This window comes from Azospirillum sp. Marseille-Q6669 (assembly GCF_965111635.1).
Genome location: NZ_CBCOOP010000004.1, coordinates 736,803 through 755,743, shown reverse-complemented (window position 1 = coordinate 755,743; position 18,941 = coordinate 736,803). Strand labels below are relative to the sequence as shown.

The following is an 18,941-nucleotide window of genomic DNA, read 5'->3' as shown; positions in this document are numbered from 1 at the left end:
AGCGGCGAGAGGTGATGATCAGGGCGGACGAATCCGCCGGTGGGGCGGCGTGGCGGGCAGGATGGAGGGGGCGTTGCTCACGCTCCCTCCCCGGCCTCGCCGCCGGTCTGGGCGGCGCTCTGCCTGGACGTCTCGGCCCACCAGGCGAGGTACAGCTCGTCCATGTGATGGAGCAGCGTCCGCAGGAGGTCGGCGTCGACGGCGTTGCGGTCGGCGTAGGCCGTCACCACCGACCAGGGAATCCGGCAGGGCATGGCCGGACCGAGTCCGCCCGGCCGCCAATGCCGGTCGTCGGCAAGGTCGTGCCACGCGCGCCAGACCCATCGGCACCAGGGCTCGACCTCCACCGCCTCCCCGAGCCCGGCCCGGCGCGCCGCGACGATCGCCACGGCGTCCGGATCCTCATCCATCAGCTCGTCCAGCAGGTCGTCGGTCTCGGCCCGTCGGTCGAGCCAGTCCCGCAGCGCCGCGGTCAGTTTCCCCGGGCGGCCTCCAACTCCTCGGCCTTGCCGTCCTGCGCCGTGGTGGCCGCACCGAAGGCGAGGTCGAGCAGCCTGGCGCCGCGCGGCTCCAGGATCAGGTCGCAGAATTCGGCGAAGGGCAGCTCGCGGCCGCCGATGACGCAACCCTCCACGTCGACCAGACTGTGGTCGATCAGGCAGCGGGCGTTGATCCGGCGCTTGTGCGACACCGGCAACCGGTTGGTGTCGCCGTTGAAGCCCTTGGCCGCCTGGCGCTGCTGTCGGGCCTGGGCGTCGTAGTAGGCGTCCGGCAGGCCCTTTGTCCTGATGCGCAGGCTGCGGTCGGGGTCCGGGGTGATCCACACGCCGTCGCGCGCAACGCGCTCATCCACCAGCAGGTCGCCGAGGTCGTCGGTCTGCGGGGCGGCGGCCGGCAGGCCGTGCGAAACATGTTCGAAGGTCATGAGCGTCTCTCGTGCTTGGTCGTTGGTCGGGATGCGCGCAAGCGGGCGGGCGCCGACCAAACGCCCGCCCCGGTTCGCGCGAACCGTCTGCCGCCCGGTGGGGCAGCCTCGTTCCCGTTGGTCGCCGGGAGGCCGGTTACTGGAAGAATTCGATCCGGTTCAGGATCAGCTGCGCGTTGGTCAGCGGATCGCGCGAGGCGGTCAGCTGCGCCGGCAGCGTGACGTCCTGGCTCTTGCCGCCGACGCCCGGATCGCCCTCACGGGCGGTGAGGCGCGGCGACTCCCAGATCATCGCCCGGCCGCATTTCTGCAGGCGGCAGTTGACGCCGATCTTCTCGCCGGATTCGATCCGCGACAGCAGGGCGCGGGACCCGAAATAGGTGTCCAGCTCCACCTTCACGTCGCAGGCGCCATCGCGGATCGCCACCGCCGCCGGGGCGGTTCCGTCGCCGTCGGACAGCGCGTCGCGGGTGCTCAGGTTGTTGGTGACCGTGAACTTGATGGCGCGGGCCCAGTCGGGATTGCCCAGCGCCGCTCCGCCGACGCCGATCCGGCCGCAGTTCGCGGAGAAGGCCATCGCCGGATAGTCGACCATGTCCGGAGCGTCGGCCGGCGCAACGTCGAGCGCGACGCCGGACGAGCCGCCCTTCATACCCATGAAGGCCACCGTCCCGGTCGCCGGCTTCTTCGCTTCGCCGCCGAATTCCAGGCTGTTCACCCGCATGCCGGTCTGGGCGATGAAGCTCGGCGGGTTCTGCTCCATGAAGCCGCGCTCCAGCGTCACCGAACGCACCAGCGACCCGTTCTTGATGACGTCGCCGTGCCAGACGCGAATCGTCTTGTCGGGGCCGGCATCGACCGCCCAGCCGGCCGGCCGGTTGTCCAGGGCCAGCTCATGCGGAGCGATACCGACGATGCGGACCCAGGCGTTGCACGCCGCCGTGCCGTAACGGTAGGCGTCGGTCGTCCCGCCGATCTTGATCCACTGCCCGACCGACAGGCCCAGCGTGGTGAAGTCGAGAACGGTGGACCCGAGGCCGGTCAGCGTCGTGGCGAGATCCCCGGAGGCACCTTCGAACCCCACCACCTTCAGCCGCGCCGCGGCGCCCGGAGCGGCCTCGTCCAGCAGGCCGCCACCCGCGAAGGCCGGAGAGGTGGCGGAGCCGGCCGTCACCTTGCGCACCCCGTTGTTGGCGGCCTCGAAGCCGGTGAAGCGCACCAGATGGCCGGCCGCGAAGGCCGGGCCGTCGGTCACGGCGACGACCTGCGCATCGGCGCTCACCGAGGTCACCGCCGACGCCGGCAGGCCATCGTTGTCACGGAACGGCGTGTTCACCCAGTCGGCGCAGAAGGCGCTGGCGATCTCGGAGTCGAGGAGGCTGCCCGGCACCGGATAATGCCATTCGATGCCGATCTGGCCGCCGTTGCTCTGGCCGACGCTCAGCGGATCGGCGTTCATGCGGTCGTCGCGCAGTTCCCCGGATTCCTCATAATCGGTCTTGTAGGTCAGGCCGATCGAGGTCACCCGCTGCTGGCGCAGGCGCGGGGTGACGGGGGTGGTGCCGGGCACCGCTTCGAGGACACCGGCGAGGCGCACCCGGTTCGAACTGGTCATGTTGAACGGCTCCTTTCGGCCATGAAAAAAGCCGCCTGAAGGCGGCTTGACGGCGGATGGGACCGGTCGTGGGACGGCCCCTCCGTTGGGATCGTGCCGTTCCGGTTCGCCCGATGGGGCAAAGGGAACGCCCAGGTCCTTGGGTTCCTCCGCCGGCGGGAACACGGGTTCCACCCCGGCGAGGAGACGCACGATCAAAACAACGACGCCCGCCGCGGCGGAGCCGGGCGGGCGCGGGTAACGCATTGTCTCCTATAGATTGGATTATATTCCTTGCTTTGTAAAGCACTTTCTTGCCCCGCCCAGCAGAGGCTTCGGCGACATCGCCCGAACGCCATATTCACCGCCAACGGCGCGGTCCAGGTCCGGCGGTCGGGATCATCGATACGTCGATGCTCGGGCGGGCGCTGGACGGGGCGCGGCGGCATCGCCAAACTCTACGGCGGCGGGTCGAACGGACGAACCGACAAGGGGAAAAGGGGACGCCATGGCATTCGCCCACACTCTGGCCGGGACGCGGTACCGGTTTCCCGATCTGAAGACGCTGCTCGCCCGCGCCTCGCCGCCGCGCTCGGGCGACGCGCTGGCCGGGCTGATCGCCGCCAGCGCCGCGGAGCGGGTGGCCGCGCAGATGGCCTTGGCCGACCTGCCGCTGCGCCATTTCCTGACCGAGGCGGTCGTTCCCTACGAGACGGACGAGGTGACACGGCTGATCGTCGACGGCCATGACGGCGCCGCCTTCGCCCCGGTCGCCCATCTGACCGTCGGCGGATTCCGCGACTGGCTGCTGTCGGAGGAGGCCGACGCGGCGGCCCTGACGGCGCTCGCCCCCGGCCTGACGCCGGAAATGGTCGCGGCGGTGTCGAAGATCATGCGGTTGCAGGACCTGATCGCCGTCGCCGCCAAGACCCGCGTCGTCACGCGATTCCGCAACACCATCGGTCTGCCGGGGCGCCTCTCCACCCGCCTGCAGCCCAACCACCCGGTGGACGACCCGCGCGGCATCGCGGCCAGCGTCCTCGACGGGCTGATGTACGGCAGCGGCGACGCAGTGATCGGCATCAACCCGGCAACCGACAGCGTGGAGGCGATGACCACCCTCCTGGAGATGCTGGAGGAGCTTCGCCTGCGCACCGGCGCGCCGATCCAGTCCTGCGTGCTGGCCCATGTGACCACGGCGCTGCGGGCCATGGAGCGCGGGGCGCCGGTCGATCTGGTTTTCCAGTCCATCGCCGGGACGGAGGCCGCCAACCGCGCCTTCGGCGTCTCGCTGGCCCTGCTGGACGAGGCGTGGGAGGCCGGACGGGCGCTGAACCGCGGCACGGTCGGCGACAACCTGATGTATTTCGAGACCGGCCAGGGCAGCGAACTGTCGTCCGGCGCGCACGAGGGGGTGGACCAACAGACGGTGGAGGCGCGCTGCTACGCCGTCGCCCGCCGCTACCGGCCGCTTCTGGTCAACACGGTGGTCGGCTTCATCGGGCCGGAATACCTCTACGACGGCAAGCAGATCACCCGCGCCGGGCTGGAGGATCATTTCTGCGCCAAGCTGCTCGGCCTGCCGATGGGCTGCGACGTCTGCTACACCAACCACGCGGAGGCCGACCAGGACGACATGGACGCCCTGCTGACCCTGCTCGGCGTGGCCGGATGCACCTTCATCATGGGGGTGCCGGGGGCCGACGACATCATGCTGAACTACCAGAGCACCTCCTTCCACGACGCGCTCTATGTGCGTCAGGTGCTGGGCCGCCGCCCCGCGCCGGAGTTCGAGGCGTGGCAGCAGGCCGCCGGCATCACCGATTCCGCCGGGCGCCTGCGCTTCGACCCCGCCGCGTCGTCCCTTCTGCCCGCCTTGCCCCTGCCGGAGGAGCAGCCATGACCGAGTCCGAACCGGTGCCCCTTTCCTCCCCGGCCCAGCCTGATCGCTGGGCGCATCTGCGCCGCCACACCGATGCGCGGATCGCGCTGGGCCACGCCGGAAGCGGCCTGCCCACCGCCGCCCACCTCGCCTTCCAGGCCGCCCACGCCCGGGCGCGCGATGCGGTGCACACCCCGCTCGACGTTGCGGCTCTGCTGGTGGCGCTGGAGGAGCGCGGCTGGCCGGCGGTGCCGGTGACCAGCGCGGCGCCCGACCGCGCCGCCTACCTGAAGCGCCCGGACCTCGGCCGGCAATTGTCGGAGGAGTCGCAGCGCCGCCTGTCGGAGCCGGTCCGCGCCCCCGACGTCGTGCTGGTGGTCGGCGACGGGCTGAGCGGCACCGCCGTGCAGGCCAACGCCGTCGCGGTGCTGGAAGCCCTGATCCCGAAGCTCCAGGCGGCCGGGCTGCGGGTCGGGCCGGTGGTGGTGGCGGAGCAGGCGCGGGTGGCGCTGGGCGATCCGGTCGGCGCGCTGCTCCAGGCGCGGGCGAGCGTCGTCCTGATCGGCGAGCGGCCGGGACTGAGCGCCGCCGATTCATTGGGCCTCTATCTGACCTGGGAACCGCGGCCCGGCCGGGTGGACAGCGAGCGCAACTGCATCTCCAACGTCCGAGTCGGCGGCCTCGCCCCCACCGCCGCCGCCGCCCAGGCGGCCGCGTTGCTCAGCGCGATGTTCACCCAGCGGCGGTCGGGTATCCTGCTCGACAGCGCGGCTCCCGCCACCCCTCCGGTCCTGCCGGGCGACGGCGCTCCGTAACCGATCCGCACCGGTGCGGCGGCGGAATGTTCGCATTCGTCTTAATGCCATTGCGACAAGCGGCGATGCCAAGCACAATCCCCCGGCAAAACAACCGGGGGCTCGGGGTGGCTGCGATGGGAAAGACGCGTGTGCTGGTGCTGGGCGGCGGGCTTGGGGGCGTGTCCGCCGCGCTGACTCTCACGGCGACCGAGGCGTTGCGCGAGAAGTTCGACGTGACGCTGGTCAGCCACGGCTGGCGGCTGGGCGGCAAGGGGGCCAGCGGCCGCAACGCCAAGCAGGGCCAGCGCATCGAGGAGCACGGGCTGCACATCTTCCTGGGCTTCTACGACAACGCCTTCCGGATGGTGCGCGGCGCCTACGCGGAGTGGGACGAGCCCGCCGACTACGCCTTCCAGACTTGGCAGGACGCCTTCCGCCCGCTGTATCAGGTGACGCTGATGCAGGACATCCCGCGCTTCGGCAAGACCCGCTGGCATTCCTGGAACCTCGATTTCCCCAAGCGCTCCGGCACCCCCGGCGACCCGCGGTCGCTCGGCCCGAACGGCTTTGAGGCCTTCCTGATCGGTGCGCTGCAGAACTTGGTCGCCAAGCACGACCATCTGCCCGGCCACCTCACCGCGAAGCTCGGGCTGGACGCCCTTGAGAAGGCGCGCGCCCACATCGAGGAAGCCGGCGACGGCGCCCTCGACCACGGGCTGATCGTCGATCTGCTCAAGATCGTCCAGAAGGGCTTCCAGGCGGTCCTGGAACCGCTGCTGAAGCTGTCGGACGAGGGTTGGGAATTCGCCTGCTTCGCCGATTTCGGCCTCGCCTTCGCCATCGGCTGCTTCGCCGACGTGCTGCCCTACGGCAAGGACGGCTTCGACCGCATCAACGGCGAGGACTTCCGCGAATGGCTGCAGAAGAACGGCATCTCCGACACCTTCGCGTGGTCGGCCCCGGTGCGCCTGCTCTACGACATGTGCTTCTCCTATAAGAACGGCGAAGCGACCGACGGGCCGGAGAACGCGCGCTTCGCCGCCGGCGCCGCGGCGGAGATCCTTCTGCTGATGGGCTTCGCCTACAAGGGCGCGCCGCTGTGGAAGATGAACGCCGGCATGGGCGACACCGTCTTTACGCCCGCTTGGTTCGTGCTGAAGCAGCGCGGGGTGGACATCAAGCTGTTCCACCGCCTGACCAAGCTGGAAACCTCCGAAAACGGCGCCTGGGTGGAGCGGGTGCGCCTGAACCGGCAGGTCGATCTCGTCAACGGCGCCTATGACCCGTTCGTCAAGGTCGGCTACGGCGACGACGGGAAGTGGCTCTACTGTTGGCCGTCCGAGCCGGACTGGAGCCAGATCGTCGACGGCGACAAGATCCGCGACGCCGGAATCAACCTGGAATCGGTGTTCTGCCATTGCACCGCCGGGGAATCGGTGCTGGAGGTCGGCAAGGATTTCGATCTCGTCGTGCTGGCCATGCCGCCCGCCGCGCTGGCCGACCCGGCGGCGGAGCTGATGGACGCCAATCTGCGCTTCAAGCAGATGGTCGAGGTCACCCCGGCCGTGCCGACCCAGGCGGTCCAGCTCTGGATGACGCCGAGCATCGAGGAAATGGGCTGGAAGGCCGGCCCGACCGCCATGACCAGCTATGTCGAGGAACTCGACAGCTGGGGCGAGATGAGCCACCTCATCCCCGCCGAATCCTGGCCGCCCGGCACCGTCAAGGCCGTGGAGTATTTCTGCGGCACCGCCCGCTGGCCGGCCGGTGCCCCGCCCTACGCCTGCGGCCTGCCGCAGCGGATGGCCGCGGACGTCCGCCGCGACGCCACGGAGTGGCTGAACGCCAACATCGGGGTGCTGTGGCCCAACACCGTCAAGGACGGCGTGTTCGACCAGAGCCAGGTCTACTCCTCCTACTACCGCTACAACCTCGACCCGTCGGAACTCTACGTGCAGTGCTTCCCGGCGACGGTGGAAACCCGCCTGACGCCGGGCGACAGCGGCTTCGTCAATGCCTTCCTGGCGGGGGACTGGACGCGGACTTGGTTCAGCGCGGGCAGCGCCGAGATCGCCGTCCTGTCCGGAAAGCAGGCCGCCGAGGCCATCGCCCGCCAGACCATCGACCTCACCCCGTCCGATTGAGAACCCTGATTCAATGCGCGTAATCGCAGCGTTTGCCGCGGCGGCCACTCTGGCCGCCGCGTTTCCGTCCCATGCCACCGACGTCTACACCTTCGAAGGATTCGGGGCCGTGTCCATGGGCATGGGCGGCACCGGGGCGGCGTCCGACATCGGCGGCGCCGCCATGATCTTCAACCCGGCGACCCTGACGCAGCGCTCTTCCTCCTACCTGGAGGGCGGGCTGGTGGTTGCCGCCCCGACCAGGCTGCGCGCCACCCAGACGCAAACCGGCGAGGTGGCGCACGGCAAGGACACCTTCCCCTTCCAGGGCTACTACATCCCCCAGGGCGGCTTCGTCTGGCGGCATGAGACTCTGGCCCTCGGGCTGGGCGCCTACGCACAGGGCGGATTCGGCACCGATTACGGCGAGGGCAGCTTCATGGCCCGCCTGCCCTCCGGCGTCGACAGCGGGTTGCGCACCAGCAGCGAGGCGATGTTCATGCGCGTCCCGCTGGCCGCCGCCTGGGACGTGACGCCGAAAGTCACGGTGGCGGGAGCGGTCGATTACGTGCGGGCGGGGCTCGGCTTCCGCGTCCTCCAGGGGGCCGATCAGCTCGGCGCGTTGGCCGCCACCGGGCGGCTGGCCGGACAGGGGCCGATGCTGGGCGCGGCCAGCGCCATGGTCGGGATGGGCGGCGGCGTCTATTTCGACATTTTCGACCCGTCCATCACCCGCGCCGGGGTGGAGGGCGACGGGGTGAGCGGCCGGCTCGGCCTGACCTGGAAACCGCAGGCCGACACCACCGTCGGCGCCTTCTACCAGTTCCGCACGGCGCTCAACAACCTGACCGGCGACGGCTCGGTGATCGTGCTGGCGCCCGACGGGTCGCGGCTGACCCAGCCCGCGAAATACACGCTTGGCAATTTCCAGCTCCCCGCCGAGTTCGGCGTCGGCGTCAGCCACCGGCTGCGGCCCGACCTGACCGTCGCCTTCGACTACCGGCGGGCCTTCTGGGCGCAGGCGCTGCGCCAGTACAACATCCGCGTCGACGTGCCGGGCCTCGGCACGGTGTGGGAGACGCTGCCGCAACGCTACCGCGACATCAACATCTTCGCCATCGGCGGCGCCTATCGGGTGACCGACGCGCTGACCCTGCGCGCCGGCTTCCGCTGGGCCGACAAAATCGCCCCGGCGGAGGACATCGTCTCGGTCATCCCGGTGGTCATCACCAAGCACGCCAGCTTCGGCGTCGGCTACGCCTTCTCCGACACGCTGCGGCTGGACGGCGCCTTTTCCCACGGCTTCCAGGAGTGCGTGAGCAACAGCACGCCGCCCAACGGCTCCGCCGTCAATCCGGGCAAGTTCTGCAACGGTACCGACATCGTGGCGCTGAGCCTCAGCGCCTCGTTCTGAAGAGAGCGCCGGCCCTTTCCGGAGCCGGCGCCCTGTCCCTCACTCCGCCTGCCAGACCACCCGGCCGGGATTGGCGCGGAAGTCCATGTGGATCTGCATGGCGAAATCCACATGGACGGTGGCGCTGCCGTCCGGCCCGGCCGTGAAGCCGAAGTCCGAAATGACCTGATGGCTGGCGTAGTCGGCCACCCGCAGCGTCCAGTCGCCGCGCATCGGCCACGCCCCGCGGAAGCGGTCGACGTGCATCGGGCAGTCGATCAGCGCCTGATAGCAGGCCAGCTCGCTGTCCGGGGCGCCGCGGAACTGCTTCAGGTTGATGACCGGCACCGTGCCGGCCAGCAGCGATTCCACCGCCTTGACGGCGACCTCCACCCCCTCGACCAGACCGCCGGGGCGCAGCAGGGCTTTCAGCGCGTCGCCGAGGTCGGCGGCGAGATCCTCAAGGCTCTGCCACGCCGAGCCGGGGGTCCACGGCCCGCCCTCCACGGTCAGCAAGGGGGCGAACACCCCCTCGCAGTCGGAGGACAGGGTGCGGAACAGCGTCGTCTCGCAGACGAAGCGCGGGGCCTCGGCCCCCTCCTCCGGCAGCGTGACGCGGCCCAGCGACTTGGCGAAGCCCCAGCCCTCGCGCCCGCAGACCAGCGGAATGGTCGCGTCCGGAAAGACGTAGGGCATCCACAGCACCAGCCGCGGCCACTGGCCGGGCCGATGCTCGATCAGCGGCAGCCACAGCGAGGCCTCCCGGTAGGGAATCCAGCCGAACGGCTCGGTCGGGCTGGTGCAGCGCCCCACCGACAGGAAGGTGCACAGCGCCACCGGACCGGCCACCGTGTAGCGCACCGCCCCGGCGGGCGCCACGTTGAGCAGCTTGTCGACCAGCGCCTGGGTGTTCACCGGGTTGCTGCGCACGACGAAGGCGGTGGCGAGGCTGTCGGTGAAGACGCCGGGTGCGGCGATCGACACCTCGCCGTGCCCGGCGAAGGAGACGTAGCGGGGGGCGGTCACGACGGCGCCCCGTTCAGGAAGTTCTCACCGGAGATGAACAGCGGCGTCCCGGAGATGGCCCGCGCCGCCTGCATGCCGGACATCACCGTGGCCTCGATGCAGGAGGTGTTGAAGCCGGTGCGGACCCAGCAGCCGGCCAGGAACAGGTTGTAGAACCCGCTCGCGTCGGTGCGCAGCCGGTACTGGGTGGAGCCGGCGGCGCTGCCCGGCAGCGTTTCGGTGGGATCGACGTTGGCGCGGATGATCTGGTGCGACAGCCGCTCCCGCCCGGTGCCGTTCCACGGGTCGTAGAGGACGTTCCAGTTGAAGCCGACGCCGCCATGGCCGGAGACCGTCGCCTTCGGCCAGAAATTGCCCATGTAGGCGTCCAGCCACTCCGCCGCGCTGTCCGTCACAGTGTCCAGCGCCTCCTTCGGCACCGCGAGGTCGGTGGTCGGACGGGCGACCAGACCGGTCTGCCAGACGCCGCAGATGTAATGCACCGACTTCGGCGCGCCGGTCTCGCCGGGGCGGAACTCGTAGGGCAGCGTCTGCCCCATCTCCGCCCAGATCGACCAGGGCTCCGGCCCGGCGACGGCGGCCGGCTGGCCCGGTTCCCAGCCCAGCCCCTGGAGGTCTGGACCGCACCACAGCTGCATGGACAGCGTCGGGATGATGCCGATGTTGCTGGTCATCGCGTTGAAGGCCGGCGAGGCCGCCTGCAACTCCGCCGCCAGGGTCGGCTGGTCGTTCATCGCCTTGAAGCCGCCCATGGAGATGCCGAGGACGGCCACGTCGAAGTCGCGGCCGCGCTGCAGCGTCTCGGTCCCGACCGGCTCCCACGCGCACCAGTGCGACTCCAGCGAGGAGTTGTTGGTGGCGAGCGCCGCCTGGACCTTGTCGGCGTCCTTGATCTGGTCCCAAAGCGGCTCCAGCGGCCAAGCCAGGAGAAACTTTTTGTCCTCCAGCGGCACGGTGATCAGCGGCTGGTAGTCGTCCCCGCCGTCGGCCAGATCGACCTGCCGGGCGAGGCGCACGGTTTCGACCAGTGCGTGGTCGTCGGACAGGCCGATGTCCTCGACGCGGCGGAAGAACTTCACCTTCACGCCGTTCTGCAGCAGGGTCTGGTAGATGGGCGCGATGATGACCTCGCCCATGCCCGCTTCCATGTTCCACATCACCGATTCGCGGCAGGTGGCGAACATGCGCACGCAGGACTGCGCCGCGACGCCGGCGCCCCAGTTGGGCTGACGGTAGTCGCCGTCCTTGTACTGCATGAAGGTGTCGTAGCAGGTGCGCAGCGAGCAGCTCTGCTTCAGCGCCTCGGCGTCGCCGCCGTGACGGATCAGCCAGTCGGTGAATTCCAGCTCGTCCAGCGAATCGGCGGTGCGCTTTTCGATCCCGAAATCGGCGATGATGCCGATGGTGAAGGGAAGCACGAAGGCCAGCAGGTCACGGGCCACATGGTTGCTCGGCAGGGTGGCCGCCGCGGCTTCGATCAGCCGCAACAGCGTCATCAGGTCGTGGAAATGCTCCACCGGCGGAGCCGCCGACGGGTTGGACCCAGGCCCATTTTGCGCCCCGTCTGCCAGCGCCCGGATCAACCGGTGGGCGGCCACCGCGGCGTCCTTGGCGGTGGTCACCGCGGCGCCCTTCAGCAGAGCCTCGGCCTGCGCCAGATGGCGGACCTCGCGGTCCTTCCAGCTGCGGATCGCCTCGGCGAAGCGGGTGGTGAGCGGCGCTGGAAGAACCTGCCGGTCGGGCGGCAGGACGGGGATCGGCGCGACGGTGCGGCCGTCGATGTGGACCAGCTTGCCGTCGACGATCAGGCCGCTCAGCTCGTCCCAGTTCTCGAACACGTCGCGCACCACGCCGACCAGCGACGCGATGGCCTGCGGCAGGGTCGGCATGACGTTGGCCGAGCCCGGCTCACCGCCCAGCACCGGCCAGGTCAGCGGCCAATAGGCCGGCTTGCCGCCGTCCAGCACCATGCCGATGGGAGTGAAGCGCTGCGGCTTCAACACATCGCGCCAGGACTGGAAGGTGTTGTCCGGCGAGCGCTTCCAGACGTCGAAGACGTCCTGGATCATCTTGAAGGCGTTGTTGTAGAAGCCGAACCAGACATGCAGGCCGTGCTCCTGGATGCGGTTCCACTGGTCGCGCCCGGTGGCGCCCTTGCCGCCCAGCCGCCAGCCCATCTGGTAGATGGTGACGTCGTAGCGTGCCCGCTTCTCGTCCGTGTCGGACAGGAAATGCGCCGTGGTGAGGGCGCCGACGCCACCACCCAGAATTGCAACTCTCGTCTTCGCCATGCTCTCCCCCCGGCAGATCCGGCATCCCCGCGACGGCGCCACGGAATTTCGCGGCACTCGTCGGAAATTGCGGGGGAGATTAGCATAAATTGTCTTACCGCAATTGAACTATTACGCCGTTTCGCCGATGCTACAGGTCTATGACCCGTGCGATCGCCAAGCAAAAATCGTACAAAACCCCGGCCGGCACGCCCTGCGCTTGCTCCACCGTGGCGCGACCTTCTATAACGGATACCGCAACCACGCGACATAAGGATGCTGCGTCGTGATCGGGGCCATCCCCACCGCAACCTTGCCCGCTTTACCGGGCTTCCGCGTTGTCGAGACGCTGCATGTGGGGTCGCGCTCCACCGTGCTGCGCGCCGTCCGGCGCGACGACGGCCTGCCCGTCATCTGCAAGCTGCTGTCCGGGATAGACATCGGTGGCGAGGACAAGGCGGCGTTCCTGCGCGAATTCGCCATCGCCCGCCGGTTGCGCCACGCCGGGATCGTGGAGGCGCTGGACTGCGTCCCCCACGGCAACGGGCTGTTGATGGTGTTCCGCGACATCGGCGGCGCCGCGCTGGACAGCCTTCCGGACGTGCGGACGGAGGACATCGCGGTCTTCCTGCGGATGGCGCTCCAGGCCGTCGACGCACTGGCCGCCGTGCACGACGCCGGGGTCGTCCACAAGGACATCAGCCCCGGCAACCTGATCTGGAACCCGGCGACCGGCCAGTTCAACCTGATCGACTTCGGCATCGCGTCGGAATTATCGCGGGAAGAGGCGGGCGACCCGGACGTCGGCACCATGGAGGGCACGCTCGCCTACATGGCGCCGGAGCAGACCGGGCGGATGAACCGGTCGGTGGACTACCGCGCCGACTTCTACGCGCTGGGCGCCACCTTCCATGACTTCCTGACCGGCCAGCCCCCCTTCCCGTCGGGCGACCCGCTGGAGCTGGTGCATTGCCACATCGCGCGGACGCCCGTGCCCGTGCACAAGCTCAACCCGCTGGTGCCCGAGCCGCTGGCCGCCATCGTGGCCCGGCTGATGGCGAAGAACCCGGAGGAGCGCTACCAGAGCGCCTTCGGCCTGCGCGCCGACCTCGAACACTGCCTGACCGAATGGCGCAGCCACGGCCGCATCGAGCCCTTCGCGCTGGCCAGCCGGGACGTCCGTCCGGTGCTGCGCATCCCGCAGAAGCTCTACGGCCGCACCGCCCAGTTCCGCGTCCTTCTCGACGCCTTCGGGCGCGCCGCCGCGGGCGGGTTCGAGGCCCTGCTGATCTCCGGCTATTCGGGCGTGGGCAAATCGGCGCTGGTCCGGGAACTGCACAAGCCGGTGATCGCCCGCCATGGCTTCTTCATCACCGGCAAGTTCGAGCCGCTGAAGCGCGACATCCCCTACGCGCCGGTGATCGAGGCCTTCAAGACCCTGGTACGGCAGACCTTCGCCAGCGGCCCGGAGTCGCTGGCGCGCTGGCGCGCGCGCCTTCTCGCCGCGCTCGGTCCCAACGGACGGGTCATCACCGACGTCATTCCCCACGTCGAGCGGCTGATCGGCCCCCAGCCGCCCCTGCCGGAGCTGGGCCCGGTGGAGGCGCACGAGCGCTTCATCTACGTCTTCCGCAATTTCGTCCGCGTCTTCGCCGGGGCGGGGCACCCGCTGGTGCTGTTCCTGGACGACCTGCAATGGGCCGACCTCGCCACGCTGAAGCTCCTGGAGGGGCTGGCGGGCGATCCGGACCTCGGCCACTTCCTGCTGGTCGGCACCTGCCGCGACACCGAGGTCGATGCGACCCACCCGCTGCGCCACACGATCCAGACCTTCGGCGAGCGCGGCGTTCCCGTTCGCGACGTCTCTCTCGGCGGGCTCGACGCCGACGCGGTGGTGGCCCTGCTGTCCGACACGCTGCACGCGGCCCCCGACGACGTGCGCCCTCTGGCCGAACGGCTGATCGCCAACACGCTGGGCAACCCCTTCTTCCTCGGGCAATTCCTGGAGTCGCTGGAGCAGAGTGGGCTGATCGCCTATGACAGCCTCGCCGGGGTGTGGAACTGGAACCTGGAGGCCATCGAGTCCCAGCGGATGGAACGGATGGTCGACGACGTCGTCACCTTCGTGGTCCGCCGCATCCGCGAGCTGCCCGCCGAGACGCTGACCGTCATCCAGACCGCCGCCTGCATCGGCAGCGCCTTCGATCTCGCCACCCTGGCCGACGCGAGCCGGCGCACCTCCGCCGCGACGGCGGCGGCGCTGTGGCCGGCCCTGCGCAGCGGGCTGGTGGTCCCGGTCGGCGACGCCTATCGCTACGCCGACATGGACAGCGTGTCGCCGCGCGCCACCTACCGTTTCGTCCATGACCGGGTGCAGCAGGCGGCCTACAGCATGCTGCCGGACGCCGACGCCCTGGCCTGCCATCTCGCCGTCGGCCTCGTGCTGGAACGCAGCCAGGGCCTGACGGGCGATCGGACGACCGATCGGCTGTTCGCGATCACCAACCAGCTGAACCGCGCCCTGCCCCTGCTGTCGCCGGAGCAGCGGGAGCGACTGGCCCGTTACAACCTTCTGGCCGGACAGGCGGCGCGCGCCTCGGCGGCGCTGGGGCCGGCCTTCGACTATCTCCTCACCGGGGTCGGGCTGCTCCCCTCGGACGGTTGGTCGCGCCTGTACGACCTGGCGCTCAGCCTGCACGCCGAAGCGGCGGAGATCGCGGCGGTGAACGGCGACGTCGCTGCGGCGACGCCGCTGGCCGAGGCCATCGAGGCCAACGCCCGCACCGTCCTCGACCGCGCCCTGGCCTACGAGACGCAGATCCAGATGCACGTGTCGCGGCAGAACCTGCCGGCGGCGCTCGGTGCCTGCCGCACCGCCCTGGGCCAGCTCGGCAGCCCGATCCCCGAGCGGGCGGACACCCGGCATGTGCTCAAGGAACTCGCCACGACCAAGCTGGCGCTGCGCAGCAAGGGAGAGGAGGATCTCGTCAATCGCCCGCCCCTCACCGACCCGCGTTTGCTGACGATCGGACGCATCGTGTCGCGCGTGCTGGCCAGCGCCTATCTGCACGACACCAACCTCTACACGGTGCTGCTGCTGCGCATGGTCCGCCTGTCGGCGACCGAGGGCATCCTGCCGGCCTCCGGCATCACCTACGCCACCTACGGGCTGCTGCACTGCGCGATGCTCGGCGACGTTCCGGCGGGCGCCATGTACGGGCGGGTGGCGCTGCGCGTGCTCGACCGCCTGAACGCCAACCAGGGCCGCGCCCAGACGCTGTTCGTGGTCCATCTGTTCATCGAGGTGTGGCACCAGCCGGTGGCCAAATCATTGGCCGGACTTCTCGACGCCCACCGGATCGGCCTGGAAACCGGCGACATCGAGTACGCCGCCTATTGCCTGAACAACGCGGTCGCGCAAGGGCTGTTTCTCGGCCATCCCCTGCGGCAGCTCCAGCAGACCGCGGCAGGCCACGCCGCCGCCATCGCGCGCTTGAACCAGCAGACCGCGGCCGGCGTCTTGCGGCCCCACCAGCAGCTCATCGCCAACCTGCTGGGCGAGTCCGAAGACCCCACCGCCTTTGCCGGACCCCACGTCGCGGAGGCGAGCGACGTCCCGGCCCTGGCCGCCAGCGGCAACCGCCTTGCCCTGGACACGATGCACAGCCATCTGGCCTATCTGAACCTGCTGTTCGGCCGGATCGACGAGGCGCGGCGCTGCATGGCGAAGCGCCGTCCGTTCGCCGATGCCTCCATGGGCATGGTGATGAACCTGCGCATGCGGGTGGTCGCCGCCCTGATCGACTTCGCCGCCTGGGACCGCCTCCACCCCGCCGAACGGCTGCGGGCGCGGGCCGCGGCTCTCGGGCTGGAGCGCCGGCTCCGCGGCGCGGTCCGCCACGCGCCGACCAACTTCCGCCACCTGCTGGCGCTCGTGGTGGCCGAGCGGCTGCGCGCCACGGGGCGGCTGGACAAGGCGCACCGTTACTACCAGACCGCCGCCGAGAGCGCCCGCGAGCAGGGCTTCACCCACGACGAGGCTTTCGCCTGCGAACGCGCTGGCGAGGCCGCGTTGGCGCGTGGCGACCGCTTCACGGCGAAGGCGATGCTGTTCCAGGCCCGCCACGCCTACCGGCGCTGGGACGCGCTGGCGAAGGTCAGGGCGCTGGACGCCCGGCTGGCCGAGCTGTTCGGCGAGACGGCGGTGGACCAAAGCCCGGCCGACGATGGTTTCCCGCCGCAACGCCCGGTCACCGCCTCGTCGCGGCGCCGCTCCTCCTCCGGGTCCAGCTCGCACATGGTGGATGTGGAGACGGTGATCCGCACCTCGCGGGCGCTGGCGCAGGACATCCGCCTGGGCGACCTGCTGTGGACGCTGATGAAGCTGGTCATCACCAACGCCGGCGCGACGCGGGGTTGCCTGCTCCTGCCGACCGACGGCGCGTGGCGGATCGAGGCCGACGCCACGAGCGAGGGCGACGCCGCGGAGGTGCTGCAATCCCACCCCCTCGACGACGCGGTGCCGGTCCTGGTGCGCGGCGTCGTCGACGCGGTCATCCAGACCGGCGAGCCGGTCGTCCTGGCCGACGCCGTGAACGACGGCGATTTCCAGTACGATCCCTACACGCGGATGGCGCAGCCGCGCTCCGTGCTGTGCCTGCCCTTGCGCAACCGCAACCAGATGGTCGGTATCCTCTATCTGGAGAACAACCTCGCCGCCGACATCTTCAGCCCGGAACGGCTGGAGCTGCTCGACCTCCTGTCCGTGCAGATCGCCATCTCCATCGAGAACGCCCGCCTCTACGACGGGCTGGAGCGGCTGAACCGCACGCTGGAAGCCCAGGTCGCCGAGCGGACCCGCGAGGTTGCCGAACAGTCGCAGCTGCTGCGCGCCACCCTGGCCAGCATGTACGACGGCTTGGCGGCCTTCGACGCCGAGGAACGGCTGCGCGTCTGGAACGAGCGCGCCATGGCCCTCTTCCAACTGCCGGACACGCTGCGCCGGGTCGGCCTTCCGTACCGCGAGCTGAGCGCCGCGGTGAACGCCTCCGGCCAGCTTCTGACGGCGCTGGTGCCCTCGCCCCGGATGAGCAGTCCCAGCGAGATCGAGTTTGCCGACGGCCGGGTCATCCAGGTCCGCAGCAATCCCATGCCGGACGGCGGCATGGTCCAGGTCTACGTCGACGTGACGGTGGACCGCAGCCGCGAAAGCGAGCTGCGCGACGCCCACGAGCAGCTTCACGCCGCCCACGCCCAGCTCAAGGCCGCCCAGCAGCAGCTCGTCCAGGCAGAGAAGATGGCCTCTCTCGGGCAGCTCGTCGCCGGGGTGGCGCATGAGATCAACACGCCCATCGGCATCGTGATGACCAGCGCCTCCTATCTCGGCGAGAAGATCAGCGCGCTCGAAACGCTGTCCGACACCGGCAAGATGCGCCGGGCCGACTTCCAGGACTTCATGCAGGCCGCGCGCGACGCCGCCACGCTGATGATCAGCAACGCCACCCGCGCCGCCGATCTGGTGCAGAGCTTCAAGCAGGTCGCCTCGGACCAGACGCGCAGCGACCGCCGCCGCTTCGACCTGCGCGGCTATCTGGAGGAGGTTCTGGTCAGCCTGCGCCCGACCTGGCACCGCCCGGGCCACGAGGTGAGTCTGGAGTGCCCCAAGGGCATCGAGCTGGACAGCTATCCCGGCGTGATCGCGCAGATCGTGACGAATCTCATCACCAACTCGGTCAACCACGCCTACCGGGAGGGCGAGAAGGGTCGGATCGCCATCACGGCGCAGACGCTGGAGAACGACGGGGTGCGGCTGGTCTATCAGGACGACGGCTGCGGCATCCCGGCGGAGAACCACGGCAAGGTCTTCGAGCCCTTCTTCACGACCCGGCGGGGCACCGGCTCGACCGGGCTCGGCCTGCACATCGTCTTCAACCTGATCACCGGCCAGCTCGGCGGCACCATCCACCTGGACAGCCGGCCCGGCGAGGGAACGCGATTCACCGTCGAGTTCCCCTGCCGTGCCCCCGGAAAAACGCCGCAGGGCTGAGACGGCGGACGGTTACTCCGTCTCGGGATGGCGCTTCTCGAATTCCCAGACGCGCTCAAAGCCCATCAGGCGGGTGAAGTCGGGGAAGGGATAAAGCTCTCCCCGATACTCGGCGCTCGACCCCTTGGCGAGGATTTCGCCGTAGGCGCTGCGCAGCGCCGCGGCCATCGCCAGGAAGCCGGTGGCCGGGAAGATGGCGATGCGGTAGCCGAGATCCTCCAGCCGCGCCCCGGTCATCACCGGCGTGCGCCCGCCCTCCACCATGTTGGCGATCAGCGGCTTGCCGATGGTCCGGCAGATCCGCTCCATCTCCGCCTCGCTCTCCGGGCTTTCCACGAAGATGATGTCGGCACCGGCCTCGGCGTAGGCGTCGGCGCGGCGCAGCGCCTCGTCGAGGCCGAGCGTCGTGCGGGCGTCGGTGCGGGCGATGATCAGGAAGTCGCTCGACGAGCGCGCCTCGCAGGCGACGCGGATCTTGCGCACCATGTCGGCCATGGGGATGACCCGGCGGCCCGGCGTGTGGCCGCACTTCTTCGGGAATTCCTGGTCTTCGAGCTGGATGGCGGCGGCCCCGGCCTCCTCATAGCCGCGGATGGTGAAATCGACGTTGAGCAGGCCGCCATAGCCGGTGTCGCCGTCGGCGATCAGCGGCGTCGATGTGCCGCGCGCGATGGCCCGCACCCGGCCGACCATGTCGCTGTAGGTGGCGAGCCCGGCGTCCGGCAGGCCGAGATGGCTGGCGACGGTGCCGTAGCCGGTCATGTACAGCGCGTCGAACCCCATGCCGTCCGCCACCTTGGCCGAGATCATGTCGAACACGCCGGGGGCCGAGATCAGGCCCGGCTGCGACAGGCGCTGTTTGAGGGAAATGGTCATGTCTGTGGA

General features: G+C 69.9%; 11 protein-coding genes. 5 read left to right on the top strand and 6 right to left on the bottom strand.

What is annotated here, in order from left to right; translation table 11 throughout:
* Positions 1-77 precede the first annotated feature (77 nt).
* From ACWPXE_RS24770 to ACWPXE_RS24760, 3 genes are all read right to left on the bottom strand, one after another.
* Positions 78-410: a hypothetical protein gene (locus tag ACWPXE_RS24770; protein WP_014199164.1), complete on the bottom strand. Its 333-nt coding sequence runs from the start codon at positions 408-410 to the stop codon at positions 78-80.
* 62 nt (positions 411-472) lie between these two features.
* Entirely contained in the window at positions 473-925 is a 453-nt protein-coding gene (locus ACWPXE_RS24765) for a hypothetical protein (protein ID WP_014199165.1), read from the bottom strand.
* Between the two features lie 136 nt (positions 926-1,061).
* Positions 1,062-2,540: a phage tail tube protein gene (locus ACWPXE_RS24760; protein WP_454019961.1), complete on the bottom strand. Its 1,479-nt coding sequence runs from the start codon at positions 2,538-2,540 to the stop codon at positions 1,062-1,064.
* Positions 2,541-3,027: 487 nt separating this feature from the next.
* On the opposite strand from ACWPXE_RS24760, the gene ACWPXE_RS24755 reads away from it, so the two are divergent.
* From ACWPXE_RS24755 to ACWPXE_RS24740, 4 genes are all read left to right on the top strand, one after another.
* Positions 3,028-4,422: an ethanolamine ammonia-lyase subunit EutB gene (locus ACWPXE_RS24755; RefSeq protein ID WP_454019960.1), complete on the top strand. Its 1,395-nt coding sequence runs from the start codon at positions 3,028-3,030 to the stop codon at positions 4,420-4,422.
* Positions 4,419-5,216: an ethanolamine ammonia-lyase subunit EutC gene (eutC, locus tag ACWPXE_RS24750; protein ID WP_454019959.1), complete on the top strand. Its 798-nt coding sequence runs from the start codon at positions 4,419-4,421 to the stop codon at positions 5,214-5,216. The genes ACWPXE_RS24755 and eutC overlap by 4 nt, the downstream gene beginning before the upstream one ends.
* A 116-nt stretch (positions 5,217-5,332) precedes the next feature.
* Positions 5,333-7,342 (top strand): FAD-dependent oxidoreductase, encoded by a 2,010-nt coding sequence (locus ACWPXE_RS24745; RefSeq protein WP_454019958.1) that lies wholly within the window; start codon positions 5,333-5,335, stop codon positions 7,340-7,342.
* A gap of 13 nt (positions 7,343-7,355) precedes the next feature.
* On the top strand, positions 7,356-8,735 hold the full coding sequence (locus ACWPXE_RS24740; RefSeq protein ID WP_454019957.1) for an OmpP1/FadL family transporter: 1,380 nt from the start codon (positions 7,356-7,358) through the stop codon (positions 8,733-8,735).
* A gap of 39 nt (positions 8,736-8,774) precedes the next feature.
* Here ACWPXE_RS24740 and ACWPXE_RS24735 read toward each other — a convergent pair whose 3' ends face one another.
* Both ACWPXE_RS24735 and ACWPXE_RS24730 read right to left on the bottom strand, forming a co-directional pair.
* Entirely contained in the window at positions 8,775-9,740 is a 966-nt protein-coding gene (locus ACWPXE_RS24735; RefSeq protein WP_454019956.1) for an acetoacetate decarboxylase family protein, read from the bottom strand.
* A complete protein-coding gene (locus ACWPXE_RS24730) occupies positions 9,737-12,031 on the bottom strand; it encodes an NAD(P)-binding protein (protein WP_454019955.1) in 2,295 nt (764 codons plus the stop codon). Before ACWPXE_RS24730 ends, ACWPXE_RS24735 begins: the two co-directional genes overlap by 4 nt.
* A gap of 292 nt (positions 12,032-12,323) precedes the next feature.
* Between ACWPXE_RS24730 and ACWPXE_RS24725 the strand changes: the two genes are divergently transcribed.
* Complete coding sequence (locus ACWPXE_RS24725; protein ID WP_454019954.1) at positions 12,324-18,056, top strand: trifunctional serine/threonine-protein kinase/ATP-binding protein/sensor histidine kinase; 5,733 nt, start codon at positions 12,324-12,326, stop codon at positions 18,054-18,056.
* Positions 18,057-18,068: 12 nt separating this feature from the next.
* Here the strand turns inward: ACWPXE_RS24725 and ACWPXE_RS24720 are convergent, their stop codons facing one another.
* Positions 18,069-18,932: an isocitrate lyase/PEP mutase family protein gene (locus tag ACWPXE_RS24720; protein ID WP_454019953.1), complete on the bottom strand. Its 864-nt coding sequence runs from the start codon at positions 18,930-18,932 to the stop codon at positions 18,069-18,071.
* Between the last annotated feature and the right edge of the window lie 9 nt (positions 18,933-18,941).

Bases quoted from the DNA above. Each gene is read 5' to 3' on its own strand.
- ACWPXE_RS24770 (WP_014199164.1), bottom strand. From the start codon at position 410: ATGGATGAGGATCCGGACGCCGTGGCGATCGTCGCGGCGCGCCGGGCC.
- ACWPXE_RS24765 (WP_014199165.1), bottom strand. From the start codon at position 925: ATGACCTTCGAACATGTTTCGCACGGCCTGCCGGCCGCCGCCCCGCAG.
- ACWPXE_RS24760 (WP_454019961.1), bottom strand. From the start codon at position 2,540: ATGACCAGTTCGAACCGGGTGCGCCTCGCCGGTGTCCTCGAAGCGGTG.
- ACWPXE_RS24755 (WP_454019960.1), top strand. From the start codon at position 3,028: ATGGCATTCGCCCACACTCTGGCCGGGACGCGGTACCGGTTTCCCGAT.
- eutC (WP_454019959.1), top strand. From the start codon at position 4,419: ATGACCGAGTCCGAACCGGTGCCCCTTTCCTCCCCGGCCCAGCCTGAT.
- ACWPXE_RS24745 (WP_454019958.1), top strand. From the start codon at position 5,333: ATGGGAAAGACGCGTGTGCTGGTGCTGGGCGGCGGGCTTGGGGGCGTG.
- ACWPXE_RS24740 (WP_454019957.1), top strand. From the start codon at position 7,356: ATGCGCGTAATCGCAGCGTTTGCCGCGGCGGCCACTCTGGCCGCCGCG.
- ACWPXE_RS24730 (WP_454019955.1), bottom strand. From the start codon at position 12,031: ATGGCGAAGACGAGAGTTGCAATTCTGGGTGGTGGCGTCGGCGCCCTC.
- ACWPXE_RS24720 (WP_454019953.1), bottom strand. From the start codon at position 18,932: ATGACCATTTCCCTCAAACAGCGCCTGTCGCAGCCGGGCCTGATCTCG.